Annotated in this window: 28 protein-coding genes; 13 read left to right on the top strand and 15 right to left on the bottom strand. The window is 68.3% G+C overall.

The annotated features are described in order from the left end of the window. The first annotated feature begins 50 nt into the window (after nt 1–50). Both LOK46_RS14020 and LOK46_RS14015 read left to right on the top strand, forming a co-directional pair. A complete protein-coding gene (locus LOK46_RS14020; RefSeq protein WP_273564324.1) occupies nt 51–422 on the top strand; it encodes a hypothetical protein in 372 nt (123 codons plus the stop codon). 187 nt (nt 423–609) lie between these two features. Next, nucleotides 610–963, top strand: a complete 354-nt coding sequence (locus LOK46_RS14015) for a response regulator receiver protein (protein WP_273564323.1) — start codon at nt 610–612, stop codon at nt 961–963. 177 nt (nt 964–1,140) lie between these two features. Here the strand turns inward: LOK46_RS14015 and LOK46_RS14010 are convergent, their stop codons facing one another. Together LOK46_RS14010 and LOK46_RS14005 are read right to left on the bottom strand one after the other, a co-directional pair. Beyond that, nucleotides 1,141–1,737, bottom strand: coding sequence for a hypothetical protein (locus LOK46_RS14010; RefSeq protein WP_273564322.1), 597 nt, complete (start codon nt 1,735–1,737; stop codon nt 1,141–1,143). 79 nt (nt 1,738–1,816) lie between these two features. Then, a complete protein-coding gene (locus tag LOK46_RS14005) occupies nt 1,817–2,446 on the bottom strand; it encodes a hypothetical protein (RefSeq protein ID WP_273564321.1) in 630 nt (209 codons plus the stop codon). Nucleotides 2,447–2,780: 334 nt separating this feature from the next. On the opposite strand from LOK46_RS14005, the gene LOK46_RS14000 reads away from it, so the two are divergent. Continuing rightward, nucleotides 2,781–3,053 (top strand): hypothetical protein, encoded by a 273-nt coding sequence (locus LOK46_RS14000; protein WP_273564320.1) that lies wholly within the window; start codon nt 2,781–2,783, stop codon nt 3,051–3,053. A 295-nt stretch (nt 3,054–3,348) separates the two neighbouring features. Here LOK46_RS14000 and LOK46_RS13995 read toward each other — a convergent pair whose 3' ends face one another. Both LOK46_RS13995 and LOK46_RS13990 read right to left on the bottom strand, forming a co-directional pair. After that, the gene (locus tag LOK46_RS13995; protein ID WP_273564319.1) at nt 3,349–3,924 is read right to left on the bottom strand and encodes a metallophosphoesterase family protein; all 576 of its coding nucleotides are present in this window, start codon (nt 3,922–3,924) and stop codon (nt 3,349–3,351) included. Nucleotides 3,925–4,126: 202 nt separating this feature from the next. Beyond that, complete coding sequence (locus LOK46_RS13990; RefSeq protein WP_273564318.1) at nt 4,127–5,626, bottom strand: tyrosine-type recombinase/integrase; 1,500 nt, start codon at nt 5,624–5,626, stop codon at nt 4,127–4,129. 709 nt (nt 5,627–6,335) lie between these two features. Here LOK46_RS13990 and LOK46_RS32930 point away from each other — a divergent pair. Together LOK46_RS32930 and LOK46_RS13985 are read left to right on the top strand one after the other, a co-directional pair. After that, nucleotides 6,336–6,863 carry a phage antirepressor N-terminal domain-containing protein gene (locus tag LOK46_RS32930; protein ID WP_443192886.1) on the top strand — a complete coding sequence of 176 codons (528 nt, stop codon included), beginning with the start codon at nt 6,336–6,338 and terminating at the stop codon, nt 6,861–6,863. After that, nucleotides 6,832–7,044: a hypothetical protein gene (locus tag LOK46_RS13985; protein WP_273564317.1), complete on the top strand. Its 213-nt coding sequence runs from the start codon at nt 6,832–6,834 to the stop codon at nt 7,042–7,044. The genes LOK46_RS32930 and LOK46_RS13985 overlap by 32 nt, the downstream gene beginning before the upstream one ends. A 121-nt stretch (nt 7,045–7,165) precedes the next feature. On the opposite strand, the gene LOK46_RS13980 is transcribed toward LOK46_RS13985, so the two are convergent. Then, entirely contained in the window at nt 7,166–7,342 is a 177-nt protein-coding gene (locus tag LOK46_RS13980) for a hypothetical protein (RefSeq protein ID WP_273564316.1), read from the bottom strand. 115 nt (nt 7,343–7,457) lie between these two features. Here LOK46_RS13980 and LOK46_RS13975 point away from each other — a divergent pair. Further along, a protein-coding gene (locus LOK46_RS13975; RefSeq protein ID WP_273564315.1) for an IS3 family transposase occupies nt 7,458–8,632 on the top strand; the annotation gives its coding sequence in 2 pieces (ribosomal slippage) (nt 7,458–7,758 and nt 7,758–8,632; 1,176 coding nt in all). A gap of 1,246 nt (nt 8,633–9,878) precedes the next feature. Here LOK46_RS13975 and LOK46_RS13970 read toward each other — a convergent pair. The 3 genes from LOK46_RS13970 to LOK46_RS13960 are packed head-to-tail and all read right to left on the bottom strand — an operon-like array spanning nt 9,879 to nt 11,856. After that, a complete protein-coding gene (locus LOK46_RS13970) occupies nt 9,879–11,207 on the bottom strand; it encodes a Y-family DNA polymerase (protein WP_273564314.1) in 1,329 nt (442 codons plus the stop codon). Continuing rightward, nucleotides 11,204–11,656 (bottom strand): LexA family protein, encoded by a 453-nt coding sequence (locus LOK46_RS13965; protein ID WP_273564313.1) that lies wholly within the window; start codon nt 11,654–11,656, stop codon nt 11,204–11,206. Before LOK46_RS13965 ends, LOK46_RS13970 begins: the two co-directional genes overlap by 4 nt. Nucleotides 11,657–11,661: 5 nt before the next feature. Next, entirely contained in the window at nt 11,662–11,856 is a 195-nt protein-coding gene (locus LOK46_RS13960) for a hypothetical protein (protein WP_273564312.1), read from the bottom strand. 207 nt (nt 11,857–12,063) lie between these two features. Here LOK46_RS13960 and LOK46_RS13955 point away from each other — a divergent pair, with 207 nt between their 5' ends. Both LOK46_RS13955 and LOK46_RS13950 read left to right on the top strand, forming a co-directional pair. Further along, the gene (locus LOK46_RS13955; RefSeq protein WP_273564311.1) at nt 12,064–12,312 is read left to right on the top strand and encodes a hypothetical protein; all 249 of its coding nucleotides are present in this window, start codon (nt 12,064–12,066) and stop codon (nt 12,310–12,312) included. A gap of 212 nt (nt 12,313–12,524) precedes the next feature. Continuing rightward, nucleotides 12,525–12,941 (top strand): ABC transporter ATP-binding protein, encoded by a 417-nt coding sequence (locus LOK46_RS13950; protein WP_273564310.1) that lies wholly within the window; start codon nt 12,525–12,527, stop codon nt 12,939–12,941. A 706-nt stretch (nt 12,942–13,647) separates the two neighbouring features. On the opposite strand, the gene LOK46_RS13945 is transcribed toward LOK46_RS13950, so the two are convergent. From LOK46_RS13945 to LOK46_RS13930, 3 genes are all read right to left on the bottom strand, one after another. Then, nucleotides 13,648–13,878 carry a DUF6894 family protein gene (locus LOK46_RS13945; protein WP_273564309.1) on the bottom strand — a complete coding sequence of 77 codons (231 nt, stop codon included), beginning with the start codon at nt 13,876–13,878 and terminating at the stop codon, nt 13,648–13,650. A gap of 761 nt (nt 13,879–14,639) precedes the next feature. Further along, complete coding sequence (locus LOK46_RS13935) at nt 14,640–14,792, bottom strand: hypothetical protein (RefSeq protein WP_273564307.1); 153 nt, start codon at nt 14,790–14,792, stop codon at nt 14,640–14,642. 556 nt (nt 14,793–15,348) lie between these two features. Continuing rightward, a complete protein-coding gene (locus tag LOK46_RS13930; RefSeq protein WP_273564306.1) occupies nt 15,349–15,768 on the bottom strand; it encodes a hypothetical protein in 420 nt (139 codons plus the stop codon). Between the two features lie 285 nt (nt 15,769–16,053). Between LOK46_RS13930 and LOK46_RS13925 the strand changes: the two genes are divergently transcribed. After that, on the top strand, nt 16,054–16,467 hold the full coding sequence (locus LOK46_RS13925; protein ID WP_273564305.1) for a hypothetical protein: 414 nt from the start codon (nt 16,054–16,056) through the stop codon (nt 16,465–16,467). Between the two features lie 305 nt (nt 16,468–16,772). Next, nucleotides 16,773–17,045, top strand: a complete 273-nt coding sequence (locus LOK46_RS13920; RefSeq protein ID WP_273564304.1) for a hypothetical protein — start codon at nt 16,773–16,775, stop codon at nt 17,043–17,045. 224 nt (nt 17,046–17,269) lie between these two features. Here the strand turns inward: LOK46_RS13920 and LOK46_RS13915 are convergent, their stop codons facing one another. From LOK46_RS13915 to LOK46_RS13905, 3 genes are all read right to left on the bottom strand, one after another. Next, nucleotides 17,270–17,563, bottom strand: coding sequence for a hypothetical protein (locus LOK46_RS13915; protein WP_273564303.1), 294 nt, complete (start codon nt 17,561–17,563; stop codon nt 17,270–17,272). Nucleotides 17,564–17,770: 207 nt separating this feature from the next. Then, a complete protein-coding gene (locus LOK46_RS13910) occupies nt 17,771–20,452 on the bottom strand; it encodes an excinuclease ABC subunit UvrA (RefSeq protein WP_273564302.1) in 2,682 nt (893 codons plus the stop codon). Between the two features lie 237 nt (nt 20,453–20,689). Further along, complete coding sequence (locus LOK46_RS13905) at nt 20,690–21,232, bottom strand: MFS transporter (RefSeq protein ID WP_273564301.1); 543 nt, start codon at nt 21,230–21,232, stop codon at nt 20,690–20,692. Between the two features lie 543 nt (nt 21,233–21,775). Here LOK46_RS13905 and LOK46_RS13900 point away from each other — a divergent pair. After that, the gene (locus LOK46_RS13900; protein ID WP_273564300.1) at nt 21,776–22,516 is read left to right on the top strand and encodes a dienelactone hydrolase family protein; all 741 of its coding nucleotides are present in this window, start codon (nt 21,776–21,778) and stop codon (nt 22,514–22,516) included. A 19-nt stretch (nt 22,517–22,535) separates the two neighbouring features. Here the strand turns inward: LOK46_RS13900 and LOK46_RS13895 are convergent, their stop codons facing one another. Next, nucleotides 22,536–23,048 carry a CYTH domain-containing protein gene (locus tag LOK46_RS13895; protein WP_273564299.1) on the bottom strand — a complete coding sequence of 171 codons (513 nt, stop codon included), beginning with the start codon at nt 23,046–23,048 and terminating at the stop codon, nt 22,536–22,538. Between the two features lie 519 nt (nt 23,049–23,567). Between LOK46_RS13895 and LOK46_RS13890 the strand changes: the two genes are divergently transcribed. Together LOK46_RS13890 and LOK46_RS13885 are read left to right on the top strand one after the other, a co-directional pair. Next, entirely contained in the window at nt 23,568–24,884 is a 1,317-nt protein-coding gene (locus tag LOK46_RS13890; protein ID WP_337251972.1) for a quaternary amine ABC transporter ATP-binding protein, read from the top strand. Then, nucleotides 24,800–25,651 (top strand): ABC transporter permease, encoded by an 852-nt coding sequence (locus LOK46_RS13885; protein ID WP_273564297.1) that lies wholly within the window; start codon nt 24,800–24,802, stop codon nt 25,649–25,651. The genes LOK46_RS13890 and LOK46_RS13885 overlap by 85 nt, the downstream gene beginning before the upstream one ends. The last annotated feature ends 14 nt before the right edge of the window (nt 25,652–25,665 follow it).

Genomic DNA, 25,665 nt, shown 5'->3' with positions numbered 1-25,665 from the left:
CCATTTCGACGCCCAGGCGGAACATGCCTCCACCAACCCAGGAGGCCTTCATGTACGACGACGAGATCTCCACCTTCCCGACCCCGGTACACGACTTCTTCCCAACGCCGGACCCTGCGCCGGCCGCTCCGCCCGAGCCCGTCCTGTCGGACGCCGAGCGCAAGCGGCGCGACCGGGCCGCCCGCCGCGAGGCCGGCATGCCCGACCCTCGCGTCGTCGACACCATCCTTCTCAACGCCCTCGTCGAGAGCCTCGTGAAGGGCGGCGCGGCCGAGATCATCGTCCGCCGGCGCTCAACGGACCCCGTCCGCATCCATCTCACGCCCATCCTCCGCGACGCCCTGAACGCCCTCGTCCACGAGAAGGGGGTGTCTAAGGCTATGGCGACGCAACTCGTGATGCGACGCTTGAAGCTGGGCTAAGGCGCGGACACCGGCGTCCGGACTTTTCGTTACAGTCCACCCAAGTAACGGGGCGCTAACTGTACTGACGACGAATGCCCTGCGGCGGCGTCCGTTTCCCGCGCCGCCCAGGGATAACTCTTGACGGCGCCTCGACGCTGAGTCCCTCGTCTGGGATCGTGGCCCTCATCCGCACTGAGAGGCCGCCATGACGAAAGCCCACCACATCGCCACGGATCTCGACCGGGTCGGCATGGGCCTCGCCGGTGTCGCGGCTTCCTTCATCCAGGACCGGCGCGCCCTGCAGGCCGAGCTCGACGAGGAGCAGGCGCTCCGGAATGCCACGGCCGCTCAGCGGGCGGTGTTCGCCGTCGAGCGCCAGCGCCAGGCCCTCGTCGCAGCCCAGGCCGAGGTCGCCCGCGTCCGCGCCGAGGCCGCCTCCCTCCGTGCCGAGAACGCGAAGCTCCGGGACGAGCTCGCCCGCATACGGTCGCGCGCCCTCGAAGCCGAGGGCCGGCTGGTTCGCCTCGGGAAGGCCGCCGCCGCTCGCCGCGCGGCCTAACGTCAGCACGCGTGCGCACACCGTCAGCACGTGTGCGCATGACAAAGTGTGCACGCGGCAAGCCACAAGGGTTCTCACGCAGATTGAGCGCGGCAGGCTGACGCAGCAGCGCGCAGGCAAAGAAAAGGCCCGCCCTCGATGAGGAGGCGGGCCTTGTCCGTTCCGGAGACGCTGGCGTCAGGCGGCGACGCGATAGCCGGGGACGCTCGCGGGGTCCCGGGCGAGGTCGGCCTTCACGGCATCGTAGCGCTCGTCACCGGGGACGTCGGCCAGGACGACCGCCGGTGCCCACGAGGGGTACTGCTGGCACCGGCTGAGACCGGGGATGGGGTGCGCGCCCAGCATATGGTCCGAGACGCGCTGAACGCCGAAATCGAGGAGGCGCTGGCACTCCTGGTCGGAGAGCGACCGGAGCCACGATTCGGCGGCCTCATCGAGCGCCCGGAGGTCCGGCTCCGGCTCAGCGGTCAACCGGGAGACCGCGTACGCTCGGGCGAGGCGACCCCACTCCCGGACGGCGTCCGCCGCCGCAGCGAGGGAGGCCTTCCGGACGGTGTCCGCAGCCTGGACGGTGTCCGGCGCGGGCGTCGAGGGAGCCTCCGGCGGGGCGGCCGCGGCGCGGACGGCGTCCATCGCCTGTTCCATCTCCCCGCCCTGCGGCATGGGGGGCGCGAGAACGCTCTTCAGGACCCAACGCCCTGCTTCGAGGACGTACTTGGGTGCGGACAGGATGGCGATGATCATCGCGGCGAGCATCTGACGGAAGGTGCGCATCGGGGTTGGGTGTCCTTCGAAGGGGGTTACGGGTCCATTGTCGCCGGGGCGGCGCAAGCGACCAGGGCGACCAGAGCGGTCAGGCGGCCTTGGCTGTTCGGGAGGCGATGTAGTCGAGGGCCTTCTCCGTCAGGGTGGCGTAGACCCCCCGGCGCTTGCCCTTGCGACCGGCCGAGATCCAGCCGTCCTCGACGGCGTGAATGGCCGCCCATGGCGACCCGTCCAGACCGAATCCGCCGATGTTGACCTGGATCTCCGCGATGGCGGCCGCGCTGCGGTCGGCAGGCTCCCGCAGGCCGAGGCGGTCCAACAGCGAGCGGGCGTTCGCCGGGGAGAGCTCGCCGCCGATGACGGTCATGTTCACCGCCTGGGCGACGCGCTCCGGGGTCGTGAACTCCATGCTCTCGGCGAGGCGCTCCCAGCCGGCATCCGTCGCGAAGTCGAGGGCGTGGTGCCAGAATGCCCCCGACGCGTTCGAGTGCGAGATCGCCTTCAGGCCCGTGACCGCCTCGACGCGCCGGACGTAGGGGAGGTCCGCATAGACGGGTGAGGCCACGAACAGGCGCGGGGTGCCGTCCCGGTCGCGCTTCAGCGTGACCGGGAAGGCGATGCTCCGGGGGGTGTAAGGCACGCTCGTGTCCTGCAGCGCGTACCCCATGCTCAGCGAATAGAAGCACCCCAGCCCGGCCTCGATGAGCGCCTGGTCCATCGGGGTGTACCCGGGACGAGGAGGAGCAGCGCATCAAGCACGAGGAGAACCGGCGCCGGTACGCGGCTTTCCTCGCCGGGGCCCCGCGCTACGACCTCGGCGACGGGCGCTTCGCCCGCTCCGAGCGCCTGCTCGGCCGCCTGTCGAACGGCGCGGAGGCGGACAAGGGTTCGCTGTTCCACGTGCTGCCCGAGGGCGAGACCGTCGCGCTCTGCCGGGCGACGCACGGCCGGCGCTCGGTGGGGTGGAGCGACCCGACGGATGAGCCGGCGACGTGCCCCCGGTGTCTGTCCCGCCTCGCACGGATGGGCGGGCGCCTCATGGAGAAGCCCTCATGACGCCTGACCTGCTCGCCCGCGCCGGGGAGGCGCTCCGCTCCGGGGAGGACTGGCGCCGACCGTTGGCGAGGCTCCTTGGGCCCTACCACCCGGCGGGCCCACGGGACGAGATCGACCCGCGGATGGTGTCGAAATGGGCCTCGGGCGCGATGGACATCCCGGATTGGGTCTCGGCGGCTCTGGCGAAGCTGGCGCGGGAGACCGGGGAGCGCCTCCTCGATGTGGCCGACGAGCTCGACGCCGAGGTCGACCCCCGGCCCCGAATCTAGAAAGGCCCCCCCCGGATAAGCGGGGGGCCTTCGTCATTCCACGATAACCGCATTGATGGTCGCGCCTAAGGGACAGTCTCCCTGCCGCGCGGGACGGTACGGCCCCCAGCCGCCGCAGCCGCGACAGGCGTACTCGCGGATCGACATCGGTCGAGGCCAGTGCCGGAGCGCCTCAGGGTCAATCGCCCGCCACGCGTTGTGCCGGGCGACATGTTCCTCAGCGTGCTCCCGGGTGACCGAATAGGACACCCACCCGCACACCTCGCAGGTGACGGTGTCAGAGGGGATCTCGGTCTCACGCGGCATCGCCATTCTCCTCGCCCTGCTCGCGCGCCCGGCGCATCTCCTCTGGCTCCTCATCGACGGTGGCGAGACGCTCCCGGATCTCGGCCAGCGTCACCGGCTGGAAGTCCCAGGCATCCACGCCGACATCGCAGGATTGGGTGGTCGGGGGCAGGGTATTGTGCGTGTGCCCGTAGAGGTGGAGGCTGCCCCGCCAGACCTGGTTCCATGACCGCATCGCGTAGTGGCAGAGGACCAGCCGGACGCCGCCGACGGTGATCTGCACGAGGTCGTGCTGGGACGCCCACGGCAGTTCGAGGACCCTCTTCCCGTCGTGGTTGCCGCGGACGAGATGCTTGGTGCCGTTCAGGCGGGCGAAGAGCTCGCGGCACCGCTCGGGCGAGCTCCCCATGGCGAAGTCGCCGAGGAACCAGATCGTGTCGACGGGGCGGACGCGAGCGTTCCAGGCGCGGACCAAGGCCTCGTCCATCTCGCGGGCATCGGAGTAGGGGCGGCCGCACATGCGGATGACGCCCTCGTGCCCGAAGTGGTGGTCGGCACTGAAGTAGGTGGTGGTCTTGGTCTTCATGAAGGCAGCCTCCTGAGCAGGGGCTGCCGCACGCGCGGTCACGCCCCGGGGATGGGTCTCGTCCGGTTGGAGGGGGCTATGCGCGGTTTCATGGTGGGCTCTCAGGTGTCGATAGGGCGAGGATCGCAGCTCGCGATTCGTGCGGTCAAGCCGCCGCCCAGGGTCACCGGACGATGTGGTGAAGGTTGTGTAAAGCGAACCGTCAGGCCGCGGCGGCGACGCCCTGGACGCGACCCTTCTGGCGCTGCTTCTCCCGGCTGACGTGCTGGCGGATCTCCTCGACGGAGGGCAACTCGGACGCAGCGGCCGCGGCGTGCTTCTCCACCATCGCCCACCACCGTTCCAAGATCGGGCGCTTGATGTCGAGTTGCTCGTCGTCGCTGTAGTGCGTCTCCGTCACCGAGCCGGCCTTGCCCTCGGCGTGGTCGAGGATCAGGCTGAGCTCCTTCGGCGTGACCTTCAACAGCTTGCGCCCCTGTGTCCGGAGCGCCCGGCGCAGGTCGTGCGGGCTCGCCACGATGCCGGGCATGGCGTCGAACTGGTGCGTGAAGGTGTGTTCCGACATGTGCCCGACGGGCGCGCCCTTCCGCCGGGGACGCAGGCCCGGGAACAGCCAGTGCTCCCCGGGCAGGCCGGCGATGCGCGCCTTCACGACGGACCAGACCGCCGGGGGCAGGGGGATGGCATGTGTCCGCTCCTCGATCTCGTCCTCCTCGGACGCGCCCTTCCGATGCAGCGGCGGGATGCGCCACACGCCCCAGCCGGGCTCCTCGTCGCAGTCCGCGAAGTCGTGAACGCTCGCCGAGGTCGTCGCATGGTTGCGCTGGGCCGCCAGGACGAAGAGCAGGATTGCGACGTCGTAGGCCGGGTCGAAGGCGCCCGTCCGGGCCAGGGCGACGAGACGCCCGAGCTCGGGCATCAACGGGAAATGCTTCCGCTTCGACGGCACCGGTACCGCGCCCGGGACGACGGCCTGGCGGATGCGGTCCGGCTTGTGCAGCCGGGCCATCACCTCGGACGTGATCATCGAACCCTCGCACACGCCCGGGCGGCCGAGCCACTTCCAGAAGGTCTTGATCTTCACCGCCATGCCGACGGCGCTTGCGTGGTGGCCGGCCTTCGCGACGCCGTCGATGATCTTCTGCATCTCGTCGACGGTGATGCGGGAAACCGGCAGGCGCTGGATGGACGCGAACGCCGGGTTGTTCAGGGTCTTCCGGTAGTCGCGGAGGGTCCCGACCCGCTTCGTGTCCGCGACATGCTTCAGGTAGCGCTCGACGGCGTCCCGGTAGGTCCACGCCATGAAGTCGGGGACGCCCTTCCAGGGCTTGGGCTCGGGCGACGGCACGAACGGTTGACCGAGGCCCACGGTCCAGTCCGGAGGCGGGGCTTTCCCGAACCTGGCGCGCTGCGCGGCGAGCCAGGCGGCGTCCGGCAGACCCTTCCGCTCGCGGATCAGCTTCGTCGCCTCGCCGGCGATGGTGCGGGCGTCCTCGATGCTCCACTCGTCGACGTCACCGAGGTCCATGCGGCGCGTCCGGTGGTTGAACTCGAACTTCCATGCCCAGCGGCATCCCCGGGGGCCGACGCGGAGCAGCAGCCCGCGAGCCCTCGTGTCGATGATGTCGTAGGCCTTGGCGCCCGGGACGGCAGCCTTCTTGGCGTCGCGGACGTGGCCGATGTTGAGGTCGTGACGGGGCATGCGAAGGGCTGAAAACTCGGGCGGGTTCGGGCGGGAGCATTGGACCAGCTAACCCGTTGCCCAATCAAGGCTACGCCGAGCGAACCGCACAGGTATCGGAATTGAAAGGGCTTTTACTACGCGTTCGGTGAACGTTCCGTCCCTGGGGAAATGCCCGGACGGGATGACTCTTAATCAGCGGGTCCTAGGTTCGAACCCTAGTGCGCCCACCAAGAACTTCAAAGACTTACCGGTAGCCTAGGGCATCGAGCAGAGGGCTCTGCCCAACCGGTGTAATGCCGAATGGCTGCCTCTCTCTTCCACCATCACAGCAGCAAGACGGAACTGCCGCTTAGCTGGTCTTCGGCCACAGCAGAATGCCTGTGGCGGCCAGCAAGAGCCATCCAGACACACGGGCGATCCCAGCCGCCGGTACTTCCTCTGCGAGCCGATCGTGGGCAGCCTCCGCCAGGATCGCGGAGCACAGCGCAGTCTCAAGGCTCAGGACGGCAGCGAACCACGGCGACATGCTGGATCCGCACGAAAGTAGCCGGAGCCCGCTGGCCCCGGCCTAGCCTGGGAGGAAACGTCCGCCATGGGCGAGATTGCGTCCTGCACGGCCTGGGCCACAGCTGCGGCCGCACCGCTCCGGCATGTTGCCAACGGCGTGGTCTAGGGCCTCTGTACTGCGCGTAATCCCTGATCTTCATACGGCGAGCGCTGAGTAGAGATGCGGCCCGTGGTTGTGGGCATGGGCCTGGATAGGGGCGGTCAGCGCGCCAAGTTCAACGCAGACTTGGATCGTTACGGGGTGCGTAACGATACCATCATGCGGGATGGCAGTGGCCGCGAGCAGGCCATGTCATGCATCCCGCTGCGCCGCTCCCCGATGTGGCTGGCGACCATCAGCCCGGCCAGGATCTTCTGCCGACGGATCGCGTTGTTCGCCCTCTTGCCCATCGCGGCGGTTCAGCTCCGAACGGCTCCCGCTCGCGAGCGCGCCGGCTGCCGTGCCTGCCTGGTACATGGCGGCCGGCGCGTGTCGAGCCCCAGCACCACCCTGGGAAATCCGGACAGCTTACCTGGTGACGTGGGGCTAACCCGTCTCCGGCATCATGCTGTCGGGCCGCGTCGCGTATCGGCCCGCCCGCTGGTGAGATCGGACGCTCCCCCGCCCTGTGAGCAGATCGGGGCTGGGCCGAGCGGCCGATGCTCGGGAGGCACCTATGACGGACGAGCCCGGCCAAAAGCTATCTGACGAGGAGCTCGATCGGCTGGCACGTGAGCTGTTTGCCGAGGTGCGGGGCGAGTACACGGAAGCGAAGGTCGATCGTGCCCTCACGACCGCCGGTGAGGTGGCTGGGGAGGTGCTCCCTGGGATACCCGACTGGCTGCTGGACGGCAGCGACGACGCTGGAGATGCCGACAACGGGGATTGAGCCCCGACATTGCGCCGGCCGATCCGCGTTCGTGCGGCCCAGGCCGTGGATCGCGTTGGCACCGGCGCTGTGCAGGATGGCATCGCGCAGGCCGCCCTGGCGCACGTCGCAGCGCGGCGCGTCAGACCCGTATCTCTTCTGCATGCAGGCCGCCGGCCCGCAGATGGTCCGGTATGTCAGAGTGGTCGTAGTACCCAGCTTCGTGGGCCATGGCGTCAAGGGCTGCGAGCGGGTCCGTCGCTGTGCCGGTCCAGAGGATGGCGCCTGTCGCGCCCTGACGGACCTGAAACACCTTCATCGACCCCTCCCATGCTCGGCTATCGGCCATGCATAGCGCTACTCTGAGCGTTCAGATGCTACCTCAATCGGTGAACAGGCCCTTGACCTGACCGGCTGGCTTTGGGCCGGGCTGATTGAGAGGATCAGCTGGGACCGAGGGAGTCGGACATGCGGCAGGTCAGAAGACGAGTGCGGAGCAGGTCGTGCTGAAGCGGCGCCAGATTGAGGTGCAGACGACCCAGGGCAAGAGCTTGGCGCTGGCGTGCAAGGAGGCGGAGATCTCCGAGCAGAGTTGTTATAGCTGGCGCAAGGAGTACAGCGGGCTCCGAGGCGACCAGGCCAGGAAGATGAAGGACCTGGAGCGCGAGAACGCTCGGTTGCGGCGGCTTGTGGCCGACCTGTCCTTGGAAAAGCAGGTGTTGGCGGACGTCACCTCGGGAAATGTATAGCCCCCGAACGATGCCGGCAGGCGGTGGCTGGCATCCGGGAGAAGTACGGCCTCTCGGAACGTCACGCCCGCCGGATCGTCGGCCAGCATCGGGGCACGCAGCGCTATGTGCCGACCGTGCTGGCCGACGAGGATGGGCTGACCCGCGCCATCGTCGCCCTGGCGTCCGAGTACGGACGCTACGGCTATCGCCGCGTCACCGCGCTGCTGCAGGCAGACGGCTGGCGGGTGGGCAAGGACCGGGTTCAGCGCATCTGGCGTAGCGAGGGGCTCAATGTCCCACAAAGGCACCGACCACGCAGCCGCCTCTGGCTGAACGACGGCTCGTGCGTGCGTCTGCGTCCGCTCTACCGCAACCATGTGTGGAGCTTCGACTTCGTGCAGGCGCAGACCCACGACGGGCGCAGCTTGCGCATCCTGACGCTGATCGACGAGCACAGCCGGGCCTGTCTGGCGCTGAAGGTGTCGCGGCGGATCAACAGCCTCGACGTGATCGAGGCGCTGGCCGACGCCATGTGCCTGCACGGCATCCCGGAGCACATCCGCTGCAATAACGGCCCTGAGATGATCTCGAAGGCACTGCGCAAATGGGTCGCCAAAGCTGGCTCGCAGATCCAGTACATCGCACCGGGCTCGCCGTGGGAGAACGGGTACTGTGAAATCTTCGACGGCAAGCTGCGCGACGAGTGCCTGCGCCAGGAGATCTTCTACTCACTCAAGGAAGCCCAGGCCGTGATTGCCCTCTGGCAGAACACCTACAACTGCATCCGGCCGCACTCGTCCCTTGGCCTTCGGCCACCAGCGCCTGTCAGCTACCCAGATCTGGCCTTCCGGCTACCCATGGCAGCGGCCGTGCAGTAGCCTTTCACTCGGCTCGGTCCAAAATGCTGGTCAGATCACCTCCGACCGAACCGTTTTGCCGAAGCTGGAGGTTGAGCGCCAAGAGTGACGTAGGAACCTGACACGAAGGAATTTTGGCCCTCGGCTGCAGCCTCGGACTGACTGCGCCGGCGATCAATTAACTAAGCAGAAGCCGGCGTCCTCGTGCTCCACACCCCCAACGCGCCTGCCAGCCTCGCAGGGCGGAGCGACCGCGCGGACCTCACGGACGCGCGGCGGCGTTGGAGCTGGGATCGCCGCGGAAGGCACTATCCTCGCCGTTTGATCGGCGCCAGCGGGCGCTTCGCCGGAGATTGCGAGCGGCACCGTGGTCGCGGCGGCTGCGACGGTCGCCTGACCCGGCGTAACAGTGATTGCAGGCTGGTAGCCGATCCGCCCGGCGGAGCCGGGCTGAGCTGCGGCAACGGCGGGAGCCGGCGCTACGGGCCGTATGGGCGCCGCTGTACGCCCAAAAGACAAGCGCATCCGTCCGCGTGCCTCGGCCACGTTGATGCTCCCGATCAAGGTCAGAAATGCCACGCCTGCCGTCACCCACGTCCGCATAGTCTACCTCCACCTCATTCGAACAGAATGCGCGCGATGCCCTTCGAAAGAGCTGTGCTGATCACTCGCTTTCGACGAATTGAGTCATGGCCGAGCTGGCCAGCAACATCCGCTCTCATGCGTTTGCCGCCCAGGAGCAGACCGTCTCGAGATCACCCTGAGCGGACCTCGGCAACCTCGGCAACGCGTTGCGCATAGGCGGGTGGGTGACGTCCGGTTCCATGCGGTGCCGCTCGAGAGCGAGTCGTCGCATACCGCCTTGAGTGATCGAGCGGCCGGATCATCCACAAGCCAGTGTCAGAGGACGATTGGGAACCGCCGACAGTTGGTTAATTTAACCTGAGTAAGAAATGCGTAGGACCGTCGGTATGAGCTTTACTGTCGTGAAGGGCAGAGACGACCACGCACTCGATGACGCGGTACGTCGTGGCGTCGCTGACGGGTTGGCCCGGTTGCTGGGGGTACCCAAACACCCTGACAGCGTTCAGGCAATGCTCGATAACGACGGCGGCGCAGAGGGCGACGGCCCTAAACCTCTTCGCGCCCCTGTGCGCGCGGATCAAAGTGGCCGTTGAGCTGCCGGGTCCGCTTCAACGCATCGTCGTCCGTGAGCGGACCTTCTCGAAACCACCCGAAACGGTCGCCTGCGTACTGAGGTGACGCCTCAAGCATACGCCACCGGCAGCTCGCTGACCTGCGTCGTGTAGCGGGGCGTTCGCATCTCGAACTTCGAGTTCCAGTCGCGCCGGCTCACCAGCCCCGCCCGCGCCGGCACCACCGCGCCCCGGCCCCAGCGCGCGTTGCACGCGTCCATCGCCGCCATCAGCGGGCTCGACTGCGCCCGGTCCAGCGCGCCGATCAGCGCCCGCGGGCTGTGCGACAGCGGCACGAGGTCGTTCGTGACGATCCCGGCCTTCGAGTACCGCCACGGTCGCGCGCCCGGATCGCGCCACGTCCGCGCCACCCCGTGCCGCGCCGCCTTGATCAGCGCCAGCGTGTCCGAGCTGTGCTCCGGCAGCTGCACCGTCGTCGAGACCGAGCGCATCGGCTCCCCCCAGTCGTGCTCGCTCGTGTGGTAGAAGACCGTGACGTGGTCGGTGCCCAGCCCCTCGCGCCGCAGCTTCTCGCCGAGCCGCGTCGCGTGCGCCGCCACCGCCTCCTCCAGCACCGCCCGTTCGGTGATCCGGCTCGAGAACGAGCGCGTCACCGCGCAGCCCTTCCGCCGCGCCGGCACCATCTCCAGCGACAGGCAGGCCGCGCCGCGCAGCTCGTAGATGATGCGCTCGCCGACCACGGTCAGGCCCTTGCGCACCGGCCGCGGGTCGAGGTCGCGCAGGTCCGCCACGCTGTCCACGCCCATCGCCCGGAGCTTGGCGAGCGAGGCCCGGCCGATGCCCCAGACCTCGGCGACGTCGATCCGGCACAGCCAGTGCGCGTAGGCCGCCGGGTCGGTCAGGTCGCACACGCCTCCCAGCACCGGCACGCTCTTGGCGATGTGGTTGGCGAGCTTGGCCAGCGTCTTGGTCGGGCCGATGCCGACACAGGTCGGGATCCCGGTCCAGGCCTGGACCGTGGCGCGCAGGTCCCGCGCGAGCTCGACCCGCAAGGCCGGCGCCACGTCCGACAGGTTCAGGAAGCTCTCGTCGATGGAGTAGATCTCCACCTGCGGGCTGAACTGCCGGTAGACCGCGTTGGTCCGCCCCGACATGTCGCCGTAGAGGGTGTAGTTCGACGAGAACACCCGCACGCCTCGGCGACGGCACATCTCGCGGATCTTGAAGTACGGGTCGCCCATCCTGATGCCGAGCGCCTTGGCCTCGCTGGTGCGGGCGATGGCGCAGCCGTCGTTGTTCGAGAGCACGATCACCGGGACAGTGGCGAGCTTCGGATCGAACACGCGCTCGCACGCGCAGTAGAAGCTGTTGCCGTCGATCAGCGCCACGGCGCGGCCGCCGCCGATCCGGTCGCGCAGCCGGGCCTCGGGGGTGCTCACGAGAGCTGCCCGCGGGCGACGTGCCAGCGGATCGAGAAGCGGACCACGCCCCAGATCACACCCTCGCCGAGGTCGTCGACCGCGAAGGCGGGCAGGTCCGGGTTGCAGAAGGCGAGCCGGGCGACGTTGCCGTCGATCAAGAGGCGCTTGCAGCTCATCTGGCCGTCGATTGCCGCGACGACGATGCTGCCGTGGCCCGCCTTGAGGCTGCGGTCGACGCAGGCGAGGTCGCGGTCGTAGATGCCGGCGCCCTCCATGGACGAGCCACTGATCCGCCACAGGAAGGTGGCGGGCGGATTCGGCACGAGCCAGCGGGGCAGCTCGAGCGCGCCCTCGAGGAAGTCATCGGCGGGCGACGGGAAGCCGGCGCACAGGCCCTGCCCGATCAGCGGCACCCAAACGGCGTCGGGGCTGTGGACCAGCAGCGCGTCGATGCGGTGAACTGACATGAATTTCAGGCTGCGCAGATGCAGCCGCGCGCGTACCCGTGCGAGACCAGCCGGCCATGGTCATCAACCTGCCGCTCCGCAGCGTCGATGCCGGCAAGGGCGTCGGCGGTCGCCTGCACCGGAGCAGCCCAGCCGTCCCGATGTGCGGCTTGGTAGTCGTGAAGCGTGATTGCCTCGGCTTCCGTGAGACGAAACTCCACAGGTGGCTCGTGCGGGAGAGCGTGCATCGCGTTCCGATTCCCTTCTGGAACAGAGTAAGAACAAAGTGCAGGGATGATCGCGGTTCAATGGCCGGTTTGGCGGCACTTCGGATTGCGGTGGATCTCTGTGGAGGGCTTCTAGAAACGGCAATGCCGATCGGGCCTTGGCGCTACCGACGTCGCTCGGAGGAGAAAGCGACGAGGGCGATGAAGACGGCGTGCGTCGTGCAGCCCTTCGCGCTGCACCGGAAGCGGCTGCGACCGGCTCGGCAGGAGCCGGCGCAGATCGAGGGCGGCGCGGTGAAGAAGGCGGAGAACCTGGCGAGGCGGATGCCGGGCGCGGCGGCGCTGAAGGTGGTGGCCGACGACGAGACCGGCGAACTGGAGGGCGTCACGATCCTCGGCCAGTCGGGCGAGATTCCCGACGACTTCGCCGAGAGCCTGCAGGGCGGCTGATAATCAGCGACGTCAGAGCCATGCAGGCTCAAGAGGATGCCGCCGCCGACCTCGATCTGCTGATCGCCACGAAGAAGCGGCATGCGGGAAAGGATGAAATGGAACGGCGTCGCGGCAAGTCTGCGGCTGGGGCCGATGGGCTCCGGGGAATCCTTGCATCCCGGTAAGGTGTCATCCCATGGTCAAAGGCAGCACCGAAGCCAGGAGGCACCATGCAGCAGGCCGCAAACGATGAACGGCTCTCCCTCGACTCCGTGTCGGTCGAGGACCTCAATGCCGCACTCCGCGTCGTTTGCCGGCTGCCGCTGGAACTGCTGGGCTTCCTCATCCTGTTGCCGATCGTGTGCATCGGCTTCTCGTGGCTCAGTACGGCCATCGCACCTCCCTACGGCGTGTACATCTTCGGGGAGGGCCTCGTGACCTGGGGCCTGATTCTGATGCTCGCCCTGCTGTTCGGGCTCTTCTGGTGGCGAGGGCGGCAGATCGGGCTCCACCTGCACGACCCGGACATCGTGGCTTCGCCGGTGATGAGCCTGCTGTCGGTGCCCGGCATCTTGGCCGAGCGAGCGCAGGCTGTGGGCATGGAATGGAGCGGCTTCTACGGACCGCTCCGGCCACGTCGGAAGTAAGTCAGCGCCCAGCTCCCCCGCGTCCCTTCGCCGTGAGCTCCCAGACCGACAATCCCCCAGGTCTGACCTGGCTTCGTATCGCGATCGGCCTCGTGTGGCTTAACGAGAGTGCGGTCCGAAGGGCACGATCGCCGCGATAGACCGAACGATACCGGTAGATTCAACCCTAGCTGGTCGACCAAATGTGTCGGCCCAATTCAATCGAATGACGCGCGCGCTCGTCACTTCAATGGTCGGTCTGCGAGCCAGCTCCAAAGTTCGGCGTTTCGCGAAGCCGATCCAGCGCACGACCGAATGTCCACACATGTTGCGTGAATTAGGTGATTGCTTGATGTTATATCGCTGCCGGGTTTGGCACCTGCACTTCTGCCGAGCGATACGCATGGAATGCTACTCCCGCTGGGTGCAGTGATAGGCCACTGCAGATTGGAATCGGACGGGATCGATTTATTGCCCCCTACAATGATACTCGATGTCGGCAAGATGATAATTCGGTAATAATTTATCAGAGGCAATGAAATAATATTGTCGTCGGACGACCGATTGCGTTCCATCTGTCTGCGCACAACTATATTGGGCCCACCGAGCAGGCCGCCTGCGCTCGGATTGGCGCCTGCATTCACCTGTGTCAGAAGCCGGCCGCCTAAGGTCCGCACCGCCAAACCGAGCGGGGAACGCCTGATCTCACCGACGAGGAGCCTGAGCCCTATCGACCCATAATGTCGATGCCGGCCCGCGCCTGCATCACGAGCTTGCCATCTTCGTCGTCGGCTCGGGCGCCGCAATCAGTCGCCCCATCGATCGCGCCTTCGTCGTGCAGGATCGCCGTCAGGGTATGCCGGACTACATTGCGCAGAGGGTCGCAGTTCGGCACCTCGACGCCTTCGTCGTCCTCGACCACGTGGCCGTTGGCCGTGCTGATGAAGGAGCGTGACACTCACGCCTCCGGGATCAGCCCCCCCCAGTGGCGCAAACCCGAGGTGCCTCAGACGGTTCGCTGATTGCTGCCGGGACGCCGCGCACGAAGAAGCCCGCGCCGGCGGACCGGGCGGGCTTTCTGAGATGCAAGCTTCGGGAACGAGAAGCTGATCTGCGGGACAGCGTGCCGTGACCTACCGGCCGGCGGAACGTAACGTCGGGTCAGCGTCTGCGAACAGTCGGCAGCTACCTGCTGCTGCCGCCACCGCCGCCGCCTTGTGGCGCCGGGCGCTCCGGCTGGTTCGCGTTGCCCGCTGCCGAGGAGCTGTTGGACCGTGTATCAGCGGGCTGCCCGGTCGGTGACCCTGTCACGGCACCTGGTGTGCCGGTCGAGCCCGATTGTGGCGCAACAACGCCCGACGAACTCGGCGGCGCGCTCGGTGCCGTGGTCGGCGCCTGCGCGTGGGCTGGGCCTGAGAGCAGGGCAGCCAGCGGCACAGAGGCGATGAGAGTGCGGTAGCGCATTGAGACCTCAATCATGGGTTGAGACAATCAACGCACCTTCCGGAACGAAGGTTCAGATTGAACGAAGGGCCGCCTTCGCTGGGATCATGCCAAGATACAAGCGCCCCGCGCGCCGGTGCCGGCGGGGCTGAGTGGATCCCTGGGAGGAACGCCGGGAGCAGCGAGTCGCGGGCCAGCAGGCTTGCCGATATGACAAGGCCCGCCGCGGCAAAGTACCGGGCCGGCCGACCTCGAACCGGACTTTCGGCAGGCCAGTCATGACCGGGGCAGCTCGCGCGTCAGTACCGTGACGAGCTCGTCCTGCCATGCACTAACCTGTGGCATCAGTAGGATCTGGCCGGAAATTGCCACCGCGGCTGCACATGCTGCCAAAGTGACGACTTCGGCGACATGCTTCATCGAGTGCATGATGATGCTTCCTCAAAACCGTGTCTGTCCTCACGGCATGATGGATCCTTGCACTGAAGACGCTATGCGGAATGTGCTGGATATCACTCAATTATATTCCGCGAGAGAAACCGCGTTCTCACACGCGTGAAAAAGCCCGCACCGACGAACCGGGCGGGCTATGGGCTGATCTTTGGGATAATGCCCAAACACATGTGTTGTCGCGCGAGCCGCTTAGCCGCCACCGCCGTTGCCTGTGCCACCCCCGCTGCCGCCTATCGACCGTGATCCGCGAGAAGGCTGACCTGCATTACCGCCTGCGGCGGAGCTCGACGAGCCGCGGCCGCCGGTGTTGTTCGTGATGGGGACGCCGGTCCGCTTGGCCGATTTCATATGGCGCGCTCGCGCGTCGGCGGTCGTGGTCGCCTGCGCCATAACGAAGGATGACAGAGCTACGGCGCACGCGCCAAGCAGGAGCTTCTTCACGGCAGTTCTCCGATGTACTCGTTGCCGGACAACCCGTGGCGGAAGCAATATATCCGCATCGCAACACCCATCGTCCGGTCCTCGCATACCGTCATCGCCAGCCCGTGACGCCGGACCGCTTGTCCAGCGCGGCCTTCGCCTGCGAGAACCCTGAGAACGCACCGACGCCGTCGCCGAACAGGAGCGGCCGGCCGGCGATCGGCTGGACCTTAACGGGCAGATCGAGGGCAGGGCGGGACAGCGGGATGTCAGACGGCAGGCTGTTCTTGGTCCGCTCGCCCGGTCGCCGCCAGATGCCGTTCGCGAGATCGAGCTCGGCCCAGTTAGTGCCCGCCGCTCCCTCGCGGCGCTGACCGGTGAGCAGGAGCAGGCGGACAATGCGGCCGGAGTCGTCGTCCCGGCAGGCCTTCAACACCGCCTCGATCTTGATCTTGTCGGGCGTCAGCACCCCGCGGCGCTTCTCCTCCTGGCCCGTCCTGATCGTACCGACCATCGGGTTGGTCTCGGCCATGCTGTTCCCGATCAGCCACGCGTAGAAGGCCGAGAGCGTGGCTCGCGACCGACACGCCGCGTAGGGGCCGCTCTCTTTCGAGATCACACCGATGCGCTCCGCCACCTTCGCTCGGGTCACGGCGTGCAGCGGCTCCTTGTGCAGCGGCTTCCAAGCGACGCGCATGTAGCGCGTGGCGTCTCGCGGAGCGCTCTCGCGCAGCTGCGATCCAGCGGCCTCCAGGTACGGATCGACCTTCGAGCCGACGGTCCCGGTGGTGCGGGCCCTGGCGAGCCGATTCTCGACATGCCGATCCTCGCCGAGCTTGGCCCACGCCAGCCGCTCACTCGCCGCGTGCCTGGCGTCGGTGGCCGTGAGCAGTCCGACCCGGCCGAGGATCTCCCGCTTGGTCTGACCCTTGGCATTGCGGTATTGGACTATTCACTGCCGCGAGCCGCCCATGCTGACCCGCAGGCCGAAACCCGGGAGATCATCGTCGAAGACGATGAGGCGATCCTTCTCGGCCGGGAGCTGCGCGGCGGCGGTCCGGTTTGTGAGGCGCGTTCCGGTAAGCACCCGGTAAGCAGGCGGAGCGATTTCAGCGGTGCCCGAAGTTCGACAATCAGAGGGTACATCAATTTCCGAGAGCGCAACCAAGCTTTCGGCAGTGCCGGCAAGCAGAAAATGCGCGTCCTGGTGCCCGGAGCCGAGTCGTCTTAATCAACGGGTCCCAGGCTCGAACCCCGGTGCGCCCACCGAGATGCACAGGCACGCTGCCGAACTTCTCGGCACCATACCCGTCAGACCTTTCACGCAGCCGGCGCGTCGGATGACGGCGGTGCGCATCTCCCGATCTCGACTTGTCGGCGTCGTCCCGGTTAGCTGGTGTGGTGTGGATCGACGGTGCGGGAGGGAGCGGTGACGGGAGTTCGGCTGCGCGTGCCCCTCACATGGTGTCGTGCCCGCATCGATCGCGCCGGCGAAGCGCTCTGGCCCTCTCGCGGGCACAGCGGTGAGGAGGCGGCATGACGTCCACCGCTCTCGCCGTCATGATGGCCGGCGTGCTGGGTGCCTTCTGCACGATCGTCTTCGCGGTCGACTGGGTGCCGGGCTCCGTCGTCGGATTGCCGAACCTGCCCAGCCGGCGCGTGATCGGGCTGTGGCTCTACAATGGCGCCCTGTGCCTCGCCCTGGCCGCCTGGCTGGTGTGCACGTACTTCTGCACCGTCGACGGCTACGACGACATCCCCGCGGTGCGCGACAGCTACTGCAGGCCGCACGCGACCATCGGCGCGTGACCGCCACTGCTCCGGGTGCGGCGGGACGCCGTGCCCCATACCGGCGGGCTACTCAGGGAGCCCCGCCGGAGCCGTTGCCAATGACGTTGCACTAAGTTGTAACGACGGTCCCTCCGTTCGGGACAGTCGCGCCTTGCTCCCGCTCCCGCACGGGAGACGGGACGCTAGCGCCAATCCCCAAGGGCCCGGCGATCGTTCCCGTCTCAGCCCGATCGGGAGCAGCTCTAGCTGAGCTTGTCGTCGGGCTCGGTGGGCTCCACGCTCGTGCCCAGCGCACCGCCCGCGGGCGCCTCGCTGCGACCGTGCTGGTCCCGGCTCGAGGCCCCGCCGGCCTCGGCCGCGCGCCTGTCGTGCGGGTGCATCGCGCGACGGTCGGCGCGGGCCATCTCTTTGTGGGTCGGGATGTACCGCCAGGGCGCCGGAGCAGCACCCAGGCGGAGAACCGAAGGGGATCGCGTGAGAAACACCGCGAGCAGGACCCAGGGAATGACGAACACGGCGAATGCGGTGAGGCCCATGGCAATCCTCCAGAAAATTCAGCAGTAATGGCTGAAACTCCGCCGGATCAGTACTGATCCCACCAACGTCGCCTTAATCGATACTGCATTGCAGCGCGTTCTTCGGCTCTCCGGACGCCGGGCACCATCGAACCGGCCAGGGAGAAGGACCGCTGCGAGCGCACGGCGCGCTTCCAGCGGCCCTCTGCGAGCTACGGTCGACAGACGTCAGTCCATCGGTCGCGCCGCATTGCCGACGATCGCGAGTTCCTCGCGCAGATACGGGGCCGTGCGGCTGGCCGCGGCCGCGGCGACCACCTCGGGCCGGCCCGCGACGACGACGGTGCCGCCCCGGTCGCCACCGCCAGGGCCCATGTCGATGACGTGGTCGGCCCGGGCGACGACGCGCATGTCGTGCTCGACCATGACGACGGTGTTGCCCGCGTCGACCAGACCGTTGAGCTGGACCATGAGCCTGTCGACGTCGGTCGGATGCAGGCCCGTCGTCGGCTCGTCGAGGACGTAGAGCGTGCCGCCGCGCTGCCCGCGCTGCAGCTCGGTGGCGAGCTTGATGCGCTGGGCCTCTCCACCGGAGAGTTCGGTCGCGGGCTGGCCCAACCGCAGGTAGCCGAGGCCGAGATCGCGCAGCACGGTGAGCGGCCGCAGGACGGACGGCTCGTCGGCGAAGGCCGCGCAGGCCCAGTCGACGGTCAGGGCGAGCACGTCCGCGATGCTCATCCCGTTCCAAGTGACCTCCAGCGTCTCCGGCGCGTAGCGCGTGCCGTGACAGGTCGGGCAGGGGGCGTAGACGCTCGGCATGAACAGCAGCTCGACGCTGACGAAGCCCTCGCCCTCGCAGGCCGGGCAGCGCCCCTTGGCCACGTTGAAGGAGAAGCGGCCCGCGTCGTAGCGGCGTTTCCGGGCCTCCGGCGTCGAGGCGAACAGCTTGCGGACGGCGTCGAACAGGCCCGTGTAGGTGGCGAGGTTCGAGCGCGGTGTCCGCCCGATGGGCTTCTGGTCGACCCGCACCAGGCGCCCGATCCCGTCCATGCCGCCGGCGATGCGGCCCTCCGAGGGGCCCGGCGTCGCGTCCAGCGGATCGTCCGGCTCGTCCTCGGTCTTGAGGGGCCGGCCGAGGTGCTCGCCGACGAGCTCGAGCAATGCCTGGCTGACCAAGCTCGACTTCCCGGAGCCCGAGACGCCGGTGACGGCGGTGAGACACCCGATCGGGAAGGGGACCGAGACGCCCCTCAGGTTGTTGCGGACGATGCCTTCGAGGCGCAGCCACCCGGCGGGCTCCCGCAACGGCCGCGAGGGCGCCTCCGCGAGCCCGAACAGGTAGAGCCGCGTCCGAGACGCCGCGACGTCTTGCAGGCCCTCCGGCGGCCCGCTGTAGAGGATCGTGCCGCCGTTCTCGCCCGCCGCCGGCCCCACATCGACGAGCCAGTCGGCGCGGCGCATCGTGCCGATGTCGTGCTCGACGACGAAGAGCGAACTGCCCGCGGCCAGCAGCCCGGCCAGCGCGTCGTGCATGGCGTCCCCGTCGGCGGGGTGCAGTCCGGCCGTGGGCTCGTCGAGCACGTAGACGACGCCGAAGAGCTGCGAGCGCAGCTGGGTCGCGAGGCGGAGGCGCTGCAGCTCCCCCGACGACAGCGTCGTGGTGACCCGGTCGAGCGAGAGGTAGCCCAGGCCCAGATCCGCGAGCGTCCCGATGCGCGCGATGAGGTCCGAGGCCAGGCGCTGGGCGGCGAGGCGCTTCTCGATCGACAGGTTCGGCGTGACGCGCACGTCGGGAGCGCCCGCGTGGGCCGAGCCGCCGGAAGCGGCCCGCTCGGCGCGATCCCGCCGGCCGACCGCGCGGTCGAGGGTGGCGGGCGCGACCGCGTCGTCGGGCTGCCGGTCCTCGGCCGCGGGCCGCAGGGCCTCGGCGAGCGCGGCGAGCGGCATGCGCGACAGCGCGCCGATATCCAGCCCCGCGAACGTGACCGAGAGCGCCTCGGGTTTCAGGCGCTTGCCGTGGCAGGCCGGGCAATACGCGCTCACGAGGTAGCTCGCGGCGCGGCGGCGCATCAGCGCGCTCTGCGAGTTGGTGAAGGTGCCGAGCACGTGGCGGCGGGCGCTGGTGAACGTGCCCAAGTAGCTCGGCTCCAGGCCCCGGCGGCGCGCGAGCCGCGTCTGCTCCGGGGACAGGCCGGCGTAGACCGGCTCCTGCGGCTGCTCGTCCGTGAACAGGATCCAGTCCCGGAGCGTCCGGGGCAGATCCTTCCAGGGCATGTCGACGTCGACGCCCCGGCTCACGAGGATGTCCCGCAGGTTCTGGCCGCCCCAGGCCTGCGGCCAGGCGGCGACGGCCCGCTCGCGGATCGTCAGGGACGGGTCCGGCACCATCGAGGCTTCCGTGGCCTCGTAGACCCGCCCGAGGCCGCCGCAGGACGGGCAGGCGCCCTGCGGGGTGTTGGGCGAGAAGTCCTCCGCGTAGAGCATGGGCTGGCCGGGCGGGTAGGTGCCGGCCCGCGAGTACATCAGGCGCACGAGGCTCGACAGGGTCGTGACGCTGCCGACCGAGGAGCGCGCGCTGGGGGTGCCGCGCTGCTGCTGGAGGGCGACCGCCGGCGGGAGGCCCTCGATGGAATCGACGTTGGGGACGCCGACTTGGTCGATCATCCGCCGCGCGTAGGGCGCGACCGATTCGAAGTAGCGGCGCTGAGCCTCCGCGTAGAGGGTGCCGAAGGCCAGCGAGGACTTGCCGGATCCGGAGACGCCCGTGAACACGACGAGGGCATCGCGCGGCATCTCCACGTCGACGTCGCGCAGATTGTGCTCTCGCGCGCCCCTGACGGTGACGTAGCCCGTCCGCCCCGCCCCCGCCCGCGCGATCGTCGTCTCGCGCCGGGGCTTCGCCTGATCCATGAGCAGCCTTCTCGCGGGATTCCGGCGCCCCCCGCAGATCGTGTCTTCGGAAGAGCGGAGGCCGGCGCGGCCGACGGAGCCGTCACCGCGCGGGCCGCCGCGGCGACCCGTATACCGTCCGGCCCGCAAACCGAAGCCGGCGAGTCGGCAATCGTCAGACCACCTGGCTTCCCGGCGGCGCGACCGGCCCGGCCCGGTCGTAGGCGAGGACCATCGCCGGGGCACTGCCGCACCTGATCAGGTCACGGGCCTCCTCCTCGCTCGCGGCGGCGGGCGGCGAGCCCCACATGGTCGAACCGTTGGGCTCGCGGATCGCGCGGATCGACACCAGCCCGATCCGTACTCTCCGCCCGTGGAGAAGCCCTGCAGCAGCCGGGCGAGCAGCAGCAGCAGCGGCGCGGCGATGCCCAGGGTGTCCTGACTGGGGATGCAGCCGATCGCGAAGGTCCCGATCGCCATCAGGATCATCGTGGCCGCCAGGACCCTGTTGCGCCCGATGCGATCCGCGAGGAAGCCGAAGAACACGCCGCCGACCGGCCGGATCAGGAACGAGACCGCGAACAACCCGAACGTGGCGATCTCGCCCATCGTGTGGGACAGGTTCGAGAAGAAGACTTTCTGGATCGTCGGCTCGAAGTAGGCGTAAACGCCGAAATCATACCACTCGGTGATGTTTCCGACCGAGGCCGCTGTGATGGCGCGCTTGATCGTGGAGGGCTCGGTGACGACGCATTCCGAGGGCTTCCAGTCCCTGCCCGGCTCGACATGCGTCGACAGCATCTGATCCTCCCCTCCGCATGACGATCGCGGTCTTCGACAGCGTCAGCCCCGCTATGATCTCTTATTTTATATCTATGACTGTGACGCGTATTATAAATTCGACACTAACAACGAACGTCGAGCAAAATCGGAGTTGCGAGCAGAACTTCAGATCCCAGAGCGGTGCGCGTCAGGTACTTTGGTTCAGATGAACGTCCGGACTTGTCGGGAAGCGACACCAGCTATCCTATTTCGGCCGATCTCTTCTTTTTGCAGAGCAACATCGATCGTGTCTGAAAGTCTTCGAAGCACGGAGAACGGTCCCGAGTCATGAGCGACTCCGAACGTCGGACCCGCATCGGTCGGCCGCGCGGTCGAGGGCAGCCGGCCGATGCCGCGCGGTCGCACGGTGCGACGATGACGGGGACGTCGGCGAGGCGAGCGGCGCGGCCGGAAACGTCCGATCGTGCGCCGAGGGTCCAGGACGTGCGGGCGCGCTCGACGGGCTGGCGGTTTTCCGCGCGCGGTCGCAGAACGGGCGGGCGCTCAGTCGAGGAACCCACCATGGCCAACGAGCCCGTCGCGATCCGGACCAAGGACGGCGTCTGCACGACCCACGTCGTCGCGCCGGGCGGCGCGGGGCCCTGGCCGGCCGTGATCCTCTACATGGACGCAGGCGGTATCCGGCCGGCCCTCGTCGACATGGCGCGGCAGCTCGCGACCGGCGGCTACCTCGTGCTGTTGCCGGATCTCTTCTACCGCTACGGGCCGTACGGCCCGTTCGTCCCCGCAGAGGTGTTCAAGGGCGATTTCCGCGCGATCCTCGGTCCGTTGATGGCGACGACCGACAACCTCAAGGCCGCGGACGATACCGCGGCGCTCCTCGCCTATCTCGATACGCGCGACGACGTCGCGGGCCCCGCGGTCGGGGCGGTGGGGTTCTGCATGGGCGGCCGCATGGCCCTCACGGCGGCCGGCACGTTCCCCGACCGGTTCGCAGCCGTCGCCAGCTTTCACGGCGGCAATCTCGCGACGGAGGAACCCGCGAGCCCGCATCGTCTGGCGCCGAAGCTGAGGGCGGAGGTGTACATCGCGGCCGCCGAGAATGACGGAAGCTACCCGCCCGAGATGGCCGAGCGGCTGGAGACGGCGCTGTCGCGAGCGGCTGTCCGGTACGCGGCGGAGACCTACCCCGCCGCGCACGGCTGGATGATGCCGGATTTCCCCATCCACGATCGAGCGGCCGCGGAGCGCGGCTGTACGGCGATGCGCGCCTTGTTCGACCGCGCCCTGCGCCGCGGCTGAGCGAAGTCGCGATACGGCGCTAAGCGGCGACCGGCAGCCGCAGCACGTCGTCCATGGTGATCGGCCGGCCGGCCTCGCAGCAGAGATGCAGCAGGGTGGACTGGCGGAACCGCAGGTCGCCGGTCACCTCCTCGCCGAGCCAGGCGGGCTTGCTGAAGGTCTGGTCGGCCCGCGCAAGCTCGACCTCGGCCAGGACCATCCCGGCCAGCGAGCCCTGGAAGACGTCGACCTCCCAGGTCAGGCCGTCATGCGGCACGCAGTACCGGATCTTCTCGATCACGTTGCCGGTACAGACCTGATCGACCATGGCGGCGCCGTCGGCATGCGGGATCTCGTACTCGAACTCGGCGCGCGCGATGCCGTCGCGGGCGCCCTTAACGGTCAGCCAGGCACGCTCGCCGTCGAGGCGCACGCGGACCTTCCCCCGCGCGAAATGACCGACCAAACCGTCCTTCAACTGCCGAATGGATGTGGCCGCGGCACGCCAGCCATCGCCTGCCACGAGGAACTTCCGCTCGATCTCTAACCGCATCCACGCGCCCATTGCTTCGGCCGGACGCCTCGTAGCCCATCGCGGCCGCCGAGTCAGGCGCACCGTGGAATCCGGCGCGGACGCTCGGGAACGGCACGCAGCCTCGACACGGATGAGCCCCTCACCGCTGCGGCAACAATCGGCAGCGTCTCGGATCGTCCTGGGGCCGGCGGCGTCGTGCCCGGGCGCGGCCCGTCCCGTCTCCGTGACCGAGTCGATGCCCGCCGGACCAGGCAGGACATGGCGCGACGCCCCGGGCACAGTGCTGCGAAGGAACGCGCCTGTTCCTGCACAATAAGTTCTCATCCGTGTCTAAATCGGTGCCAATGCTGCAGTGCATCGTGAATTCATGACGGTAAAATTCCGGACGTGTCGTCTTCCAGCCAGAAAGCGTCGCGGAAAGGCAAGCCCGCGAGAGGCCCGCCGGTAGCTTTTCATTGTCATTGATAAAAGGCTCGTCCAGCCGAGGGCAACAAGCGACCATTCAAAAATGCAATAGATCGTAGAGGTCGTAACCACATGGGTCGTATTACCTTAGCGGGAGTGAGCAAGATCTTCGGCGCCAATCATGTCGAAGCCACCACGCTGATCTCCCAAGGGAAACGGAAGGCCGACATCGCCCAGACATGTGGCGCGGTCGTCGGGCTCTGCGACATCTCTTTCGACGTCGTCGAGGGCGAAATACTGGTCCTCATGGGACTGTCCGGGTCGGGGAAATCGACCCTGCTGCGCTGCATGAACCGGCTCGTGGAACCGACCTGCGGCCGCATCCTGGTCGACGACGTCGACGTCACGCGCCTCGGCCGGAAGGATCTGCTGGCGTTCCGGCAGAAGACCTTCGGCATGGTCTTCCAGCATTTCGCCCTGCTGCCGAACCGCACCATCCTGTCGAACGTCGCGTTCGGCCTGGAGATCAAGAAGATCCCCCTCCGGCAGCGCAACGACCGCGCGATGGAGGCCATCGCCCTCGTCGGCCTGAAGGGCTGGGAGCACAAGTATCCGCACGAGCTCTCCGGCGGGATGCAGCAGCGGGCGGGCCTCGCCCGCGCCCTCGCGGCGGATGCCGACATCCTGCTGATGGACGAGGCCTTCAGCGCCCTCGACCCGCTGATCCGCCGGGACATGCAGGCCGAGCTGAAGGACCTCCAGCGCACGCTCAGGAAGACGATCGTCTTCGTCTCCCACGACCTCGACGAGGCCGTCGCCCTCGGCGGGCGCATCGTCCTGATGAAGGACGGCGAGGTGGTCCAGATCGGCCAGCCCGAGGAGATCGTGGCACGCCCTGCGACGGACTACGTCGAGCGCTTCGTGGAGCATATCGACCTGTCCGCGGTCATGCGGACCGAGCACGTTGCGAACCGGGCCGCCGTCGTCCTGGCGCCGACGCTCACCGTGGCCGAGGCGCGGGCGGCCGTCGCGGCGGATGCCGCCGAGACGTGGTTCGTCGCCGATCCGGACGGGCGCTTCGTGGGCCGCATCCGGCGCGACGGGCTCGCTTCCGCCCGTGCCGGCGAGACCGTGTCGGGCCTCCTCGATCTGGATCCGGTCACCGTGCCGGCGGGAACCCGTCTCGACGCGGTGATGAGCCGGGTCGCCGACGAGGGCGCCGTGGCGGTCGTCGCCGAGGACGGGCGCCTGATCGGCACGCTCACGAGCCGGGACATCGTCCGCGCACTGGCGGCGCGCCCGGGCACGCACGGCCGGCCGGCCGTGAGCGCCGCCCCCCTTCACAAGCCCACAGGAGCGGAAGGATGGACTGGAACGTCCCGAAATTTCCCCTCGACACGCTCAGCGACGACGGGCTCGATTGGCTCACCGACCATGGCGCTTGGCTGACCCGCGCCGTCAGCCGCTCGGTCTCGAACTGGATCGACACGCTGACCACGGCCATCGTCTCGATGCCGCCCTGGGCGGTCATCGCGGTGGCGGCGCTGGCGACCTACAAGATCGGGGGGCGGAAGGTCGGGCTCCTGACGCTCGCCGGCCTCCTGTTCCTCTGGGATCTCCGGCTCTGGCAATCCACGATCGAGACCCTGGTCCTCGTGAGCCTCGCAACCGTGATGGCGCTCCTGATCGGGATCCCGGTGGGCATCTGGTTCGCCCTCAGCCGGTGGGCCTGGAAGGTGTTCTCGCCCATTCTGGACATGATGCAGACGCTGCCGAGCTTCGTCTATCTCATCCCGGCGCTGCCCTTCTTCGGACTCGGCGCGGTCTCGGCCTGCTTCGCGACCATCATCTTCTCCGTCCCGCCCGTGATCCGTCTGACGACGCTCGGCATCCGCAACGTGCCGACGGAACTGGTCGAGGCGTCCGACGCCTTCGGCGGGTCGGCGACGCAGAAGCTCCTCAAGGTGCAACTGCCGCTCGCGCTGCCGACCATCATGGCCGGCGTCAACCAGACGATGATGCTCGCCCTCTCCATGGTCGTCATCGCGGCGATGATCGGGGCCGGCGGCCTCGGGCGCGAGGTGTGGCAGTCGATCCAGCGCCTCGAGGCGGGCGCCGGGTTCGAGGCGGGGCTCGGCATCGTGATCCTCGCCGTCATCCTCGATCGCTTCACCCAGGCGCTCGCCGCCCGCGCCCGCCCTCACGGCTCGGCCTGACCGGCGCACGCCGC

The sequence above is a fragment of the Methylobacterium sp. NMS14P genome (assembly GCF_028583545.1).
In the GTDB taxonomy this organism is placed as follows: Bacteria; Pseudomonadota; Alphaproteobacteria; order Rhizobiales; family Beijerinckiaceae; genus Methylobacterium.
Note: the sequence above shows the minus strand (reverse complement) of the source record. Positions and strands in the feature narration are given on the sequence as shown.